This is a genomic window from Luteimonas galliterrae (assembly GCF_023374055.1).
GTDB classification, from domain to species: Bacteria; Pseudomonadota; Gammaproteobacteria; order Xanthomonadales; family Xanthomonadaceae; genus Luteimonas_C; species Luteimonas_C galliterrae.
In genome coordinates this window covers 560,981-574,672 of the sequence record NZ_JAMBEP010000001.1, presented here as the reverse complement: position 1 = coordinate 574,672, position 13,692 = coordinate 560,981, and the positions used below count along the sequence as shown (strand labels likewise).

The following is a 13,692-nucleotide window of genomic DNA, read 5'->3' as shown; positions in this document are numbered from 1 at the left end:
GTGGCGAGCACCCGCGGATGGTTCGTTCTTGCGCGCGATGGGCGCTATTCCGGCCGCCTCGAGGCGATCGGCCTCATTCGGCCGCTTGCGGAAATGCCGGCAACTTGGCGACATCCTTTTCTTCGTGCTGGATGATCAACGTCGCCTTCAGGTTGCGCGCGAGTTTTTCGAAGCGGTCCATCGAGGCCAGCGATTGCGCGCGATCGGTGTTGAACGAAGGCACGCCCATCGACGCCATATTCTCGCGGAAGTGCACTACGTCGCCGGACAGCAGCACGTTACCGCGCTTGGGCAGCCGCACCAGCAGGCCATGGTGGCCAGGCGTGTGCCCGGGCAGGTCGAGCATCATCACGCTGCCGTCGCCGAACACGTCGTGATCGCCGACCACCTTTTCGACGTCGGCACCTTCCCGCAGCCAGGGCGCGAAAAACTCCGAACGCGCCTCGTGCTCCGGCCGGCCGAGCACGTCGAAGTCACCCTTCCCGATCAGCAGTTTCGCCTGCGGGAAATCCGCTGCCTGGCCGACGTGGTCGAGATGGTAGTGGCTGATGCCGACCACGGAAATTTGCGCCGGTTCGACGCCTATCTTCGCGAGCTGGTCGACCACGGTCGCGCCGAGCGACGTGGAATCCGCATCGCCCCGCGCGAACGGCTTGTTCAAATAAGTCTTCGCCAGGCCCGTATCCCAGAGCAAGTAAGCGTCGCCGTGCCGGATCAGGTAGCAGCTACCAACGAAATACTTGCTCTGGCCGACGTAAGCGCGCGTGTCGGACAGCTCGTCCAGGTTATAGGTCCAGAGCTCGCCGCAATCCAAGCGCCACAGCCTGACTTCGGGTTTCGAAGCCAGCGCGGCGGCGAACGACAACGGGAGCGCGAGAACCGTGGCTGCGATCAGGCGAAGGCGTTTTTTCACGGCGTCTTTTCCATCGTGTGCGGCATGCGGAGCACGACGATATCGCAGAAACCGGTTGGCGGAGAGGGTGGGATTCGAACCCACGGATGGTTTGACCCATCGCCGGTTTTCAAGACCGGTGCCTTAAACCGCTCGGCCACCTCTCCGTTGTACTTCGCGCCGCGCTACGCGCGTATCGCCGGTTTGACTCGGGGCATCCTGCCCCTCGCCCTGCGGGCCATCGGCCTTCGGCCGATGTTCGCTCCGGCATCCATGCCTTCGCAGTCAAGACCGGTGCCTTAAACCGCTCGGCCACCTCTCCGTTGTACTTCGCGCCGCGCGCTACGCGCGTATCGCCGGTTTGACTCGGGGCATCCTGCCCCTCGCCCTGCGGGCCATCGGCCTTCGGCCGATGTTCGCTCCAGCATCCATGCCTTCGCAGTCAAGACCGGTGCCTTAAACCGCTCGGCCACCTCTCCGGTTATCTCACTTAGCGCACCGGCCGCATCGCGCGGCCGGCTTAGGTTTTTTCGGCGGAAGGGAGACCCTCCCCGACTCAGGCGATTGTCGCATGCGCCGCTTCGTCGGCGCTGCGCTTGCCGGATTTGCCGCCCTTGTCGACCGGCTTGCCCTTCTGGCAGTTCTGGCAGTCCAGGCGCGAGGATTCGATCAGCGGCGGCAGTTTTTCGGCCAGGAAATCGATGAACACCCGCACCGCCGGCAGCAGGCCGCGGCGCGAGGCGAAGACGGCGTGGGCGATGCCCTGGGGCAGGCGCCATTCCGGCAGCACCACTTCCAGCTCGCCCTTGCGCACGGCTTCGGCGCACAAGGTTTCGGGCAGCATGGTGATGCCCAGGCCGCCCTTGGCCAGCGCCATCAGCATCGGGAAATCGAAACCGGATACGCGCGGCTTCAGTTCGACCTTGCGCACCTCGCCGTCGCGGCCCTGCAGTTCCCAGCGCTGGCGCGCCTCGTCCTCGTTCATGGTCAGGGTGACGTGGTCGTTCAATTCTTCGGGCGTGTTCGGGCGGCCGGCGCGGTCCAGGTATTTGGGGCTGGCGACCAGCAGTTCCTGGATCTGGCCGAAGCTGCGCATCACCAGGCTGCCGTCGTCGTCGAGCTTGGAACGCACGCGCACGGCGACGTCGAAGCCTTCGTTGATCACGTCGACGCGACGGTTGCTGACGTGCAACTGCACGCGCACCTGCGGGTATTTGGCCAGGAATTCGGGCAGCAGCGCCGGCATCTGCTGCTGCGCCAACCCGACCGGCACGCTCACGCGGACCACGCCACGCGGCTCGGCGCTGAGCCGGTCGACGACTTCGCGCGCGGCCTGCGCCTCGGCCAGCATCGACTGGGCGTGGCGATGCACGCTCTGGCCGACGTCGGTGACTGCGAAACGGCGCGTCGAACGCTGCAGCAGGCGCACGCCCAAGTCGTTCTCGAGCTGGCTGATGCGCCGGCTCAGGCGGGATTTGGGGATGCCCAGCGCGCGCTCGGCGGCGGCGAAACCGCCGTGGTCGACGACGGCGGAGAAGTAATAAAGGTCGTTGAGATCCTGCATGGCTATAATTCCATCATCAGAACGCTACGGGATATTTGACCACCTTTATCCCATAAAAGCAACAACCCATAGTTCGCTTCGACCGCGGCGCTCTGCCGCTCCTCGGAAATCTAAGCCATGAAGCTGCTCCATCTCGATTCCAGCGCCCTGGGCGCCGATTCCGTCACCCGCGAGCTCAGTGCCGCCATCGTCGCCCGCTGGCAGGACGCCGTGCCCGGCCTGACCGTCGAATACCTCGACCTGGACGCCAACCCCCTGCCCCACCTCACCAGCCGCACGCTGGCCCGCGCCGACGTCATTTGCAACGAGAAGGAAGACCAGCTCTTGGCGCAATTCCTGGCGGCGGACGTGGTGGTGGTCGGCGCGCCGATGTACAACTTCGCGATCCCGTCGACGCTGAAGGCCTGGATCGACCGCATCACGGTACGCGGCAAGACCTTTCGCTACACCGGGAACGGACCCGAAGGCTTGGCCGGCGGCAAGCACGTGATCATCGCGACCGGCCGCGGCAGCGTGCACGGCGACAATGCGCCCAGCGACTTCCAGGAACCTTATCTGCGCTTCCTGTTCGGGTTCATCGGCATCAAGGACGTGGAATTCGTGCGCGCGGAGGGCGTAGGCCTGTCGCCGCAGCATCGCGCCGAGGCGCTGGCGAAGGCGCATGCGGCGATTCCGGGGCCGTTGCCGAAAGCGGCTTGAGTGCGACGATCCGCTTTTCTGTGGGAGCGGCTTCAGCCGCGAGCTTTTGCCCTGCTTGGCATCCCGAGCGCAGCGAGGGATCTACCTTCGATAGCAGCGTGGAAGCAGATCCCTCGCTGCGCTCGGGAGGACAGCGAAAGAGCTCGCGGCTGAAGCCGCTCCTACGAAAAGCAGGGCAAAGCCCGATCCTGGCTTTCGCCGGGGCGACGGTCCTTAGACTATGCGATCCGTTCCACGCCGTTCATGTACGGACGGAGCGCTTCGGGAATATCGATCGAGCCATCGGCGTTCTGGTAGTTCTCCATCACCGCGATCAACGCGCGGCCGACGGCGACGCCCGAACCGTTGAGCGTATGCACCAGCTCCGGCTTGCCGGTGGCGCCGTTGCGCCAGCGCGCCTGCATGCGCCGCGCCTGGAAATCGCCGCAATTGGAACACGAGGAAATCTCGCGGTAGGTCTGCTGCGACGGCAGCCAGACTTCCAGGTCGTAAGTCTTGCGCGCGGCGAAGCCCATGTCGCCGCTGCACAGCAGCACACGGCGATACGGCAAGCCAAGCCTTTCCAGCACCACCTCCGCACAACGCGTCATGCGCTCGTGCTCAGCGTCGCTTTCGTCGGGCCTGGCGATCGACACCAATTCGACCTTCTCGAACTGGTGCTGGCGGATCATGCCGCGCGTGTCGCGGCCGTGGCTGCCGGCTTCGGCGCGGAAGCACATCGAATGCGCGGCCATGCGCAGCGGAAGCGAGGTCTCGTCGAGGATTTCGTCGCGGACGATGTTGGTCAGCGGCACTTCCGAGGTGGGGATCAGGTAACGCTTGGTTTCGCCGACCTGGGTGCTGAACAGGTCTTCCTCGAATTTGGGCAACTGGCCGGTGCCGCGCATCGATTCGTCATTGACCAACAACGGCACGTTGGTTTCCAGGTAATCGTGCTCGCCGGCGTGCAGGTCCAGCATGAACTGCGCCAGCGCGCGGTGCAGGCGCGCCAACTGCCCGCGCAGCACGGTGAAACGCGCGCCGCTCAGCTTGGCCGCGGTATCGCCGTCGAGCCAGCCGTTGCGCGCGCCGAGTTCGACGTGGTCCTTCACCGCGAAATCGAAAACGCGCGGTTTGCCCCAGCGATGCTGCTCCACATTGTCGTTTTCGTCGCTGCCCGCGGGAACGCTGTCGTCGGGCAAGTTCGGAATGCCGAGCGCGATCGCGTCGATTTCGCCGCGGATCGACTCCAGCCTCGCCTCGCTGGCCTTGAGTTCGTCGCCGAAGCCGGCGACTTCGGCCATCAATGCCGATACGTCCTCGCCCCTGGCCTTGGCCTGGCCGATCGCCTTACTGCGCGTGTTGCGCAGGTTCTGCAGTTCCTGGGTGCGCACCTGGATCTGCTTGCGCTCGCTTTCCAGGCGCTCCAGCGCGGCGGCGTCGAGCTCGAAACCGCGCGTTTCGCGCAGGCGGGCGGCCAGTTCGGCGGGCTGATGGCGCAGCAATTGGGGATCGAGCATCGGATGACGGAACCGGGTCGTGGAACCGTGGATTATCGCGTGTCGCGCGGCGGCATGACCAACCGGCCGCGTTGCATGTGCAAAAATGCCGCTACCCCGCCGCAAGCCCCCGCATCGATGAGCACATCTCCACAGCCGCCGCCGGCGACTCCCGCATCCGGCGGACCGACGCCGTTCTGGCGGCTTTCGCGCCGCACCTGGCTCTTGATCGGCGCTGCGTTCGCGGCGGGATTGCTGCTGTTCCTGCTGCTGTGGTCGGGCAAGCGCGAGCACGATTTCTTCCGGGTCGCGCCCACCGCCAGCCCCGCCGGCAGCGAGGAATACGAACCTTTGCCGGCGCCGCTCCCGGCCGACCAGAGCGCCCGCCCGCCGGCAGCAGAAGCGGAAGAGGCACCATCGGAAACGCCGAAGATCGTCGAGCGGGCGCCTGCTCCGCCCCCCTCCATACCTACGCCGCCCGCGTCTCGCACGACGGCGCCCCCGCTGGCTTCAGGGCCAGCGCCGGTGCCGATCGAAACACCGATGCCCCGTTACCCGGCCCAAGCCGCGCGCCGGGGCCTGGGCGGCACCGTCCGCGTCCGTGCCGATGTCGGCGCCGATGGCGTACCGACGGCCGTAGCCGTGGTCCAAGGCAGCGGGATGCGCGAACTGGACCGCGCTGCGCTCGATGCTGTGCGCCGCTGGCGGTTCCGGCCCGGACAGGTCGACGGCAAGCCGGTGCCCGGCAGCGTGGTCGTCCCCATCGAGTTCGCGTTGCGGCGCTGAAGCCTAACGGGTTGGGGTAAGGGAGTCTTTGTGAACGGGCCGTTTATTGTCCGCTCACGGGGCATCGACAAAGCCGCATGCAAGACTCGCCCGTCGCAACGACGTCGAGGGAGTGCAGGCCATGAACGAGACCCCGAAAACCCCCGAAGACAACCGGGCCGGCGACGCCACGCCGCGCAAGCGCAATAGCGCAGTGCTTTGGCTGCTGCTGGTGGTGGCTTTGCTGTTGCTGGGCTGGTGGTGGTTCGGCCAGCGGGGCGCTCAAGAATCGATGCCGGAACAAGCGCCAGGAACCACCGTCGGCGAACCGGCGGCGACGGCCGCAGCCGAAGCGGAGAAAGCCGCCGTCGAAGCGCGCAAGAAGAAGGCCGCCGAAGCGGCCAAGCCGCGCAAACCCAGCAAGCCCGCCGCGCCGCGCGTCACCGAGCCGCAGCCGATCGCCAGCGCCAGCGCACAGCCCGACTATCCGCGCGACGCCCAGCGCCGCGGCCAGAGCGGTCGCGTGCTCTTGCGGGTGGACGTCGCCGCCGACGGCAGCGTCGCCAACGTCGACTTCGTGCAGCGCAGCGGCACGCCCGAGCTCGACCGCGCGGCCATGAACGCCGTCCGCAAATGGCGCTTCAACCCGGCCCGCCGCGACGGCAAGGCCGTGGCCAGCAGCGTCAACGTGCCGATCGATTTCGTGCTGCCGGCCAACAACTGAACCTTCGCCGGGGAGGATGCCGCCCGTTTCAGCGGGCGGCGTCCGCCTGCCTGCGCCTGATCAGGCCGTAGGCCACGCAGCAGCCGAATATGATCTCGAGCGGCGCGCGCGAATAGTCGTAGCGCCAAAGCAACGAGTCGAATCCGTTCGCGATCAGCACGATGCCTATGCAGCCGGCCACCATCCAGAACATCGCATTGGATACGGCGCCACGGCGCCATGCCATCGCCAGCTCCCGCATCAACAGCGCCAGGAACAGCCCGAGCAGGCACACGCCGACCGCGCCCATGCCGACCAGCGCGTCGATGTAGGCGCTATGCAGGTGCGCATGGCGCTGGCCGTCCAGACGCAGGCCCGATCCTGCGATCAGCGCCGACGTGCTGCGCAGGCCCCAGCCCAGCAGCGGACGTTCCCGCCAGCGCGCCATGCCGAATTCGTAGAGCGACATGCGCACGCTGATCGCCTTGTTGTTCACGCTGGCGGCACGGGAGGCCTTCGCTGCGGGATCGTGGGTTGCGCCGGCTCTCGCGCTTTGCCCCACGTGGGATTCGTGGCGCTGGCTCGCCGGCACGGCGCGCGAGATCCGCGCCGCCGCCGCAGCGCCTTGCTCGTCGGCATCGGAGACTTGCGGCAGCAATTGTTCCGCGCCGGCGAACCTTTGCGCGACGATATCGCGCGCACCCAGCAGCAACAGAAGCGAAATCGCGGCCACGCCCACCAAAGGCAGCCAGGGCACGGCGCCGCCGCGCTCCCGCTTGCCCGTGTACCAAACGCTCAGCACGATCACCGGCACGGTGGCGGCGAAAGCCAGCCAGGCGCCCCGCGATTGCGAGAAAAGCAGCGCGCAGAAACTGCCGACATAAGCCACCAGGAATACTGCCATCAATCCGCGCCGCCTGCGGAAACGGCCGTGCACGTTCCACGATTTCAACAGCAGGCACAGCGCGAGCCAGCCTCCGAGCGCGGCCAGCTGTCCGGCCAGGTTTTCGGGCATCCCGAGTTTCGGGCGCAGCCGTCCGTCCCATATCTGCGGCAGGTCGGCCCACGGCATATAGGCGAGCACCGCCGTCAACAGGCCAGCGATCATCAGGGCGAACAGCAACGGTATCGCACGCGGCATCAGCGACAGCCACCATCCGATCACGCAACTGAACACCCCGAGCCGCACGAATTCGGACGCCGCGCTCAGCTGCCTGGAATAGCCGATCGCAGGGAAAACGGACGTCGCATAGGCGGCATGCGCGATCACGAAGAGGATGAAAAAACCCTGCAGCCACGTCGCCGGCAGCCTGGCCAGCTCGCGCCAGGGACAGGGGCCCGCGAACAGGATCAGCAAGGTCGCCACGAATGCGCCGTATTCCGGCTTGAGCTGCCCGCCGAAATCGGTCATGGCGAACAATGCATGGAAGCACAACGCCACCAGCGCCAGCGACTTCAACCGGAAATGGACCGAATCGTCCTGCAGGGGAACCGAAACGGTGGTCATCGCCGTGAAGCTCAAGCGATGCCGCGCATCGCCGCGACGACCGCCGCGCGGAACGATTCGTCGTTGTCTTCGTACCAGGCGCGCGCATTGCGGCCCATCGCCACCAGCTGCGAGACGTCCATGCCGCGCAGCGCCTCGATCGTCGATTCCATCGCAGCGTCGTCGAAATCGAAGGTGACCGCCAGGTTCTGCTTGGCCAAGGGCCTGGCCAGGACCAGCATGCCGCGCTCCGGCTGCACCAACTCGTTCATCGGCTCGGCATCGAGCGTCACGGTCACCGCCCGCGCGCTCATGGCTTCGGCGATGTAATGCCCGAAGCCTTCGGTCTCGGAGGGGCAAAGATGGAACATGTGCGAGTTCTGCAGGTCGGCCAGTTCGTCGTCGGTGAGGTAATCCACCCGATGGTCGATATTGGCAACCTTCTCCTGAATCTGCGCTACCGACGGATGCTGCAGGATGGTCAGCAGCGGCCACTCCGGATGGCGACGCCACAGCTCGATCAGCCGGCGCGTGCCTTTGCGCGCGCTGCGGCCGGCCAGGTGGAAGAAAGCGACCTCCTTCTGCACGCCCTCGCGCCAGCGGTCGACGCTGGTGAAGCCGATGTAGCGTGTCGGCACGCCGAGCGCGGCGAGGACGCGCGTCCCGTGCCGGGTTTTGGTCAGCGCCAGGTCGATGTCGCCGACATGCCGAGCGTCGCGCGCATCGAACCACTCCGGATTCGGCACCAGCAGGTTGCGGCGCGCGAACGGCAGGAATTCCGGACGCACGTGCTCAAGCATCAAGTTGACGTCGAAGCGGCGCGCTTCGAAACGGCCGCTCAGGCGATACCACAGCAGGCGCAGGCGCACGATCGGCGGGCCGAACCACTTGCGCAGTTTCCCGCGCCGCAGCGAAGTCAGGGTGACCGCGAAGCCGGCGTCGCTTAATACGTCGGCCAGCAAGCGCATGTCACGCGCCAAGCCGACGCCGTTGTCCCAGCCGATCACATTTACCCGTACCACTTACCTGTCCTTCACAGCAGGGAGCGCCATATGCCCGTCAACGGCGACTGCACGGCGGAGCATGTCGCCCCGGCATCGCGCTCCCCTTAGCGCTACGCATTCTTGTCAATTCGAAGCCGATTATGACCGAACGAGTATAAACAAGGCAGGAGATTGCTCAAGTTACGCCGCCGGACCCACCTGTAGCCCGACCGCGTTCGCGCGCTCGCCGAAATCGGGAAAGGATGTCGCCACGTTGGCGACATCGGCTATGCGGATGCGTTCCCGGCTCATCTGCGCCGCCACGGCGAAGGCCATCGCCACGCGATGGTCGCCATGACTTTCGACATACCCGCCGCGCAGCGTCCCGCCATGGACGTCGGCCCCGTCGGCGGTTTCGTCCACGCCTATGCCCAGTCCGCGCAGGCCCGCCGCCATCGTCGCCAGGCGGTCGGACTCCTTGACCCGCAGCTCGGCCGCGCCCCGTACCCGGGTCGTGCCCTGCGCGCAGGCGGCGGCCACGAACAGCACCGGGAATTCGTCGATCATGTCCGCGACATGCGCCACAGGCACGTCGATGCCGCGCAACCGGGCGTGGCGCACGCGCAAATCCGCCACGGGTTCGCCGCCACGCACGCCTCGCTTCTCTTCGGCGATATCCGCACCCATCGCGCGCAGCACATGCAACAGGCCAGTGCGGCGCGGATTGAGGCCTATGTTTTTCAGCAGCAGTTCCGAGCCCGGCACCAGCGTCGCGGCGACGATGAAAAAAGCGGCCGACGAAAAATCCGCCGGCACCGCGATGTCGGTGGCGCGCAGTCGATGGCCGCCGGGCAGCCTGGCGATGCCGGGCGCGAACTCGATCGGCCAACCGAACGCCGCGAGCATGCGTTCGCTGTAGTCGCGCGTGGGTTGCGCTTCGCGCACGACGGTCTCGCCGCTCGCGCGCAGACCGGCCAGCAGTACGGCAGACTTGACCTGCGCGCTGGCGACTTCGGCCGCGTAGTCGATGCCCCGCAGCTTGCCGCCGCCGCGGATGCGCAGCGGCGGCAAGCCGCCGTCCGCCGCTTCGATCCGCGCGCCCATGCGCAACAGCGGATCGATGACGCGGCGCATCGGCCGCTTGGAAAGCGAAGCGTCGCCGACCAAGTCGCAATCAAAGTCCTGCCCGCACAACAGGCCGGCCAACAGGCGCATGGCGGTGCCGGCGTTGCCGCAATCGAGCGGCGCATCCGGCGCTCGCAGGCCGTCGATGCCGGCGCCGTGGACGATGCGCACGCCATCCGATGGCGCGTCGATGCGCACGCCCATCCGTTTGAAAACGGCGGCCGTGGCGCGCGTATCCTCGCCTTCGAGGAAACCATCGATGCGCGACGCGCCGTCGGCGATCGCGGCGAGCATGACCGCGCGATGCGATACCGATTTGTCGCCCGGGATGTCCATCTCGCCGCGCAATGCGGCGCCGGGTCCGGCGATCCAGTCAAGGCCCATTCCGTACTCCATCCAGCGCCTGCAGGAGCCGTGCGTTTTCCGCGGCGTCGCCGACGGTGATGCGCAGGCATTCCGGCAGCCCGTAGCCGGCCATCGGGCGCAGCACCACCCCGCGCTCCACCAGTTCGCTTTCCAGCGCGACGCTTCGCGGGCCGAATTCGACCAGCAGGAAATTGGTCTGCGACGGATATACCCCGTGGCCGCGGTCGCGCAGCGCGCGCGCCAGCGCATCGCGCCGTTCGATATTGGCGGCGCAGCCGGCCCGCAGGTGTTCCGCGTCGCCCATGGCGGCTTCCGCCGCGGCGAGGCCCATCGCGTTGACGTTGAAGCTCTCGCGCACCCGCTCCATCACCGCGATCAGCTCCGCGTGCGCGACGGCATAGCCGATCCGCAGCGCGGCCAGCGCGTAGGCCTTGCTGAAAGTGCGGGTGACGATGAGGTTCGGGTAACGGCCGATCAGCGGGATCGCCGAAGCGTAATCGGGCGCATCCGCCAGTTCGGCATAGGCTTCGTCGACGACCACCAGCGTATTTTCGGGCACCTTGCCCATGAACGCGGCGAATGCCGCCGCGCCGTACCAGGTGCCGGTCGGGTTGTTCGGGTTGGCCAGATAGACCAGTCGCGTCGATGGCGCGATCGCGTCGGCGATGGCGTCCAGATCGTGCCCTCGCGCCATCGCATGCCGGCGCGGGAAAGCGGGCGCGGCGATGAAGTCGGCGCCCGACGCCTGCGCGGCCAGCGCATACACCGCGAATCCGTACTGCGAAGCCGCCACCGACGCGCCCGGCCCCGCGAACACCTGCGCGAACTGCATCAGCAACTCGTGCGAACCGTTGCCCAGCAGCAATTGCGCGGACGCCACGCCGTGCTTGGCCGCCAAGATCCGTTTGAGGTCTCCGCCCAACGGATCTGGATAACGATGCAAATCGTCCAGCGCGGCCAGGATCGCCTCGCGCACGCGCGGACTCGGACCATAAGGATTCTCGTTGGAGCCCAGCTCGGCCAGTCCGCCCACTCCGAAGCGCCGGCGCAAGGCGACCAGATCGTGCCCCGGGTCGTAAGCCCTCAACTTGCGGATGCCGCTGCCGGCGAGCCGCTCGAAATCGATACCGCTTGCGCTCACAGCACGGCGACCGGATACGACCCCAACACGCGCACATCGCCGGCGTTCTCGCCGACTTCGGCCAGCGCGTCGCGCAGCGGAGATTCGTCGACGTGGCCGGCGACGTCGATGAAGAACGCGTACTGCCACAGGCCGCCGTGCGCCGGCCGCGATTCGATCCGGTTCATGCTGATGCCGCGCCTTGCGAGCGGTTCCAGCACGCCGTACAGCGCGCCGGGACGGTCGCGGATGAACACCAGCAGCGACGTGCGGTCGTGTCCCGAAGGCGGGAACAGCTCGCGCCCCAGCACCAGGAAGCGCGTGGTGTTGTCGGAACGGTCCTCGATGGGTCCGGCGATCGTCTTCAGGCCGTACACGTGCGCGGCCGTCTCGCCGGCGATCGCGGCGGCATCGTCGGCGTTGCGCGCGCGCCGCGCGGCCTCGGCGTTGCTCGACACCGCGATCTTCTCGGCCCGGGGCAGGTTCTGGCGCAGCCAGCCGCTGCATTGCGCCAGCGACATCGGGTGCGAATAGACCCGTTCGATGTCCTCGATGCGGCCGGTGCGCGAAAGCAAGTGCTGGTGCACGCGCAACTCCACTTCGCCGCAGATCATCAGCGGCGAAGTGAGGAACATGTCCAGCGTCGACTGGATCGTGCCCTGCCCCGAATTCTCCACCGGCACCACGCCGAAATCGGCGTGCTTGGCGGCCACTTCCTGGAACACTTCCTCGATGCTCGCCAGCGGCAGGCCCTTGGCCGAATGGCCGAAATGCTTGTGCACGGCCTGCTGCGAGAACGTGCCTTCCGGACCCAGGTAGCCGATCTTCAGCGGCTCCTGCTGCGCCAGGCAGGCCGACATGATCTCGCGGAACAATCGCACCAGCGTCTCGTCGCCGAGTGGGCCTTCATTGCGGTCGACCACGCGCCGCAGCACCTGCGCCTCGCGCTCGGGACGGTAATAATCCACTGCTGCGGCCAGCTTGCCCTTGGCCTTGCCGACCTGATGCGCCCATTGCGCGCGTTCGGCGATCAGCTGCTGGATCTGGCGATCCAGGCCGTCGATCTGCGCGCGCACTTCGGCCAAGTCGGGTTTGTCGGGCGAAGCCTTGTCCACCGCACGTTTGTTCGATGCCGCTTTCTTGGCGACGGCAGGTTTCTTCGTCTTGCCGGCGGGGAGTTTTCGCTTAGCCATGTCTTTTCCGGAAACCCTGCATGAAATCGGCGAGCGCCTGCACGCCTTCCTCCGGCATCGCGTTGTAGATCGACGCGCGCATGCCGCCCAGGGCGCGATGGCCCTTCAACGAGATCAACCCCGCTTCCGAAGCTTGCTTGAGGAAGGGCTTATCCAACGCCTCGTCGTGCAGGAAGAACGGCACGTTCATCCGCGAGCGCACGGCGGGGCCGACTTCGTTGCGATAGAAGCCTCCGGAGCCGTCGATGACCGAATACAGCAGCGCCGATTTGCGCGCGTTGCGGCGCGCGAATTCTTCCACGCCGCCTTCGGCCAGCATCCACTTGAAGACCAGCCCGGCCAGGTACCAGTTCCAGGTCGGCGGCGTGTTGAGCATCGACTCGCCCTTCAGCTGCGAGCGGTAGTCGAAAATGTCCGCGCGCGGCTGGCCGGCGCGCTCCAGCAGGTCGCGGCGCAGGATCACCACGCTGATGCCGACCGGGCCGAGGTTTTTCTGCGCGCCGGCGTAGATCAGGCCGTACTTGGAAATATCGATCGGCTCGGACGCGATACTGGAACTGAAATCGGCGAACAGCGGCGCCGCACCGACGTCGGGCGTGTCGCGGAACTCGACGCCATGGATGGTTTCGTTGGCGGTGATGTGGACGTAGGCGGCATCGTCGGACAAGGTCCACGTCGCGCGATCCGGAATGGTGCGGAAACCATCGGACTCGCTGCTGGCGGCGATGCGCGCGTCGACGTAAGGCTTGACCTGCTTGATCGCCGTCTTGCCCCAATGGCCGCTGATCACGTAGTCGGCGGGCTGCCCAGGATCGGCGAAGTTCAACGCGATCAGCGCCTGCTGCGCGGTCGCGCCGCCTTGCGTGAACAGCACGGCGTAATCGTCGGGAACGCCGATCAGCTTGCGCAGATCGGCCTCGGCCTCGGCCGCAACGCCCATGAATTCCGGCCCGCGATGGCTCAGTTCGACGATCGACGCGCCGACGCCGTGCCAGTCGAGCATTTCTTCCTGGGCTTGGCGCAGCACCGGCTCGGGCAGCGTGGCGGGACCGGCACTGAAATTGAAGGCACGAGGCATCGCGGGGTTCCGTGTAGGGGTCGACCCTAGTATGCCGCAGTGCAGCACGTGCGCCGATGGTTTCGGCTGGAACTAATATCGAGCCGCCTGGGTGCCGAACGGGTCGCGAAGCAGCTTCGCGGAGTGGGGCTTGCCCCGCTCCTTTGGCTTGTGATCTCGTAGGTGCGAATTTATTCGCGCTCTTGATTCTCCGATAAAAAACGTGCGAATAAATTCGCGCCTACGAAAACGGCGGAGCAA

The 13,692-nt window shown here is 66.7% G+C and carries 12 protein-coding genes and 1 tRNA gene; 3 read left to right on the top strand and 10 right to left on the bottom strand.

Going from position 1 to position 13,692, the window contains the following annotated elements:
* Positions 1-73 precede the first annotated feature (73 nt).
* The 3 genes from M2650_RS02685 to M2650_RS02675 all read right to left on the bottom strand — a co-directional run bounded on the left by M2650_RS02685 (position 74) and on the right by M2650_RS02675 (position 2,456).
* The gene (locus M2650_RS02685; protein ID WP_249470794.1) at positions 74-913 is read right to left on the bottom strand and encodes an N-acyl homoserine lactonase family protein; all 840 of its coding nucleotides are present in this window, start codon (positions 911-913) and stop codon (positions 74-76) included.
* Positions 914-969: 56 nt separating this feature from the next.
* Positions 970-1,059 (bottom strand) — tRNA-Ser (locus M2650_RS02680).
* A 389-nt stretch (positions 1,060-1,448) separates the two neighbouring features.
* A complete protein-coding gene (locus tag M2650_RS02675; RefSeq protein WP_249470791.1) occupies positions 1,449-2,456 on the bottom strand; it encodes a LysR family transcriptional regulator in 1,008 nt (335 codons plus the stop codon).
* Between the two features lie 117 nt (positions 2,457-2,573).
* Here M2650_RS02675 and M2650_RS02670 point away from each other — a divergent pair, with 117 nt between their 5' ends.
* A complete protein-coding gene (locus M2650_RS02670) occupies positions 2,574-3,155 on the top strand; it encodes an FMN-dependent NADH-azoreductase (RefSeq protein WP_249470788.1) in 582 nt (193 codons plus the stop codon).
* Between the two features lie 218 nt (positions 3,156-3,373).
* On the opposite strand, the gene serS is transcribed toward M2650_RS02670, so the two are convergent.
* Positions 3,374-4,654, bottom strand: coding sequence for a serine--tRNA ligase (gene serS / locus M2650_RS02665; RefSeq protein ID WP_249470785.1), 1,281 nt, complete (start codon positions 4,652-4,654; stop codon positions 3,374-3,376).
* Positions 4,655-4,771: 117 nt separating this feature from the next.
* Between serS and M2650_RS02660 the strand changes: the two genes are divergently transcribed.
* Together M2650_RS02660 and M2650_RS02655 are read left to right on the top strand one after the other, a co-directional pair.
* Positions 4,772-5,419, top strand: a complete 648-nt coding sequence (locus M2650_RS02660) for an energy transducer TonB (RefSeq protein ID WP_249470782.1) — start codon at positions 4,772-4,774, stop codon at positions 5,417-5,419.
* Between the two features lie 121 nt (positions 5,420-5,540).
* Positions 5,541-6,122, top strand: a complete 582-nt coding sequence (locus tag M2650_RS02655; protein WP_249470778.1) for an energy transducer TonB — start codon at positions 5,541-5,543, stop codon at positions 6,120-6,122.
* Between the two features lie 28 nt (positions 6,123-6,150).
* On the opposite strand, the gene M2650_RS02650 is transcribed toward M2650_RS02655, so the two are convergent.
* From M2650_RS02650 to serC, 6 genes are all read right to left on the bottom strand, one after another.
* Positions 6,151-7,608, bottom strand: coding sequence for an O-antigen ligase family protein (locus tag M2650_RS02650; RefSeq protein ID WP_249470775.1), 1,458 nt, complete (start codon positions 7,606-7,608; stop codon positions 6,151-6,153).
* 11 nt (positions 7,609-7,619) lie between these two features.
* A complete protein-coding gene (locus M2650_RS02645) occupies positions 7,620-8,609 on the bottom strand; it encodes a glycosyltransferase (protein WP_249470772.1) in 990 nt (329 codons plus the stop codon).
* A gap of 162 nt (positions 8,610-8,771) precedes the next feature.
* On the bottom strand, positions 8,772-10,079 hold the full coding sequence (aroA, locus tag M2650_RS02640) for a 3-phosphoshikimate 1-carboxyvinyltransferase (protein ID WP_249470769.1): 1,308 nt from the start codon (positions 10,077-10,079) through the stop codon (positions 8,772-8,774).
* Positions 10,069-11,202, bottom strand: a complete 1,134-nt coding sequence (gene hisC / locus M2650_RS02635) for a histidinol-phosphate transaminase (protein WP_249470766.1) — start codon at positions 11,200-11,202, stop codon at positions 10,069-10,071. Before hisC ends, aroA begins: the two co-directional genes overlap by 11 nt.
* The gene (gene pheA / locus M2650_RS02630; RefSeq protein ID WP_249470762.1) at positions 11,199-12,374 is read right to left on the bottom strand and encodes a prephenate dehydratase; all 1,176 of its coding nucleotides are present in this window, start codon (positions 12,372-12,374) and stop codon (positions 11,199-11,201) included. The genes hisC and pheA overlap by 4 nt, the downstream gene beginning before the upstream one ends.
* Positions 12,367-13,452 (bottom strand): 3-phosphoserine/phosphohydroxythreonine transaminase, encoded by a 1,086-nt coding sequence (gene serC / locus M2650_RS02625; RefSeq protein WP_249470759.1) that lies wholly within the window; start codon positions 13,450-13,452, stop codon positions 12,367-12,369. Before serC ends, pheA begins: the two co-directional genes overlap by 8 nt.
* Positions 13,453-13,692 lie beyond the last annotated feature (240 nt).

What these genes read in the sequence shown, in the direction of transcription:
- M2650_RS02675 (WP_249470791.1), bottom strand. Translation starts at nt 2,456, where the DNA reads ATGCAGGATCTCAACGACCTTTATTACTTCTCCGCCGTCGTCGACCAC.
- M2650_RS02670 (WP_249470788.1), top strand. Translation starts at nt 2,574, where the DNA reads ATGAAGCTGCTCCATCTCGATTCCAGCGCCCTGGGCGCCGATTCCGTC.
- serS (WP_249470785.1), bottom strand. Translation starts at nt 4,654, where the DNA reads ATGCTCGATCCCCAATTGCTGCGCCATCAGCCCGCCGAACTGGCCGCC.
- M2650_RS02660 (WP_249470782.1), top strand. Translation starts at nt 4,772, where the DNA reads ATGAGCACATCTCCACAGCCGCCGCCGGCGACTCCCGCATCCGGCGGA.
- M2650_RS02655 (WP_249470778.1), top strand. Translation starts at nt 5,541, where the DNA reads ATGAACGAGACCCCGAAAACCCCCGAAGACAACCGGGCCGGCGACGCC.
- M2650_RS02650 (WP_249470775.1), bottom strand. Translation starts at nt 7,608, where the DNA reads ATGACCACCGTTTCGGTTCCCCTGCAGGACGATTCGGTCCATTTCCGG.
- aroA (WP_249470769.1), bottom strand. Translation starts at nt 10,079, where the DNA reads ATGGGCCTTGACTGGATCGCCGGACCCGGCGCCGCATTGCGCGGCGAG.
- pheA (WP_249470762.1), bottom strand. Translation starts at nt 12,374, where the DNA reads ATGGCTAAGCGAAAACTCCCCGCCGGCAAGACGAAGAAACCTGCCGTC.
- serC (WP_249470759.1), bottom strand. Translation starts at nt 13,452, where the DNA reads ATGCCTCGTGCCTTCAATTTCAGTGCCGGTCCCGCCACGCTGCCCGAG.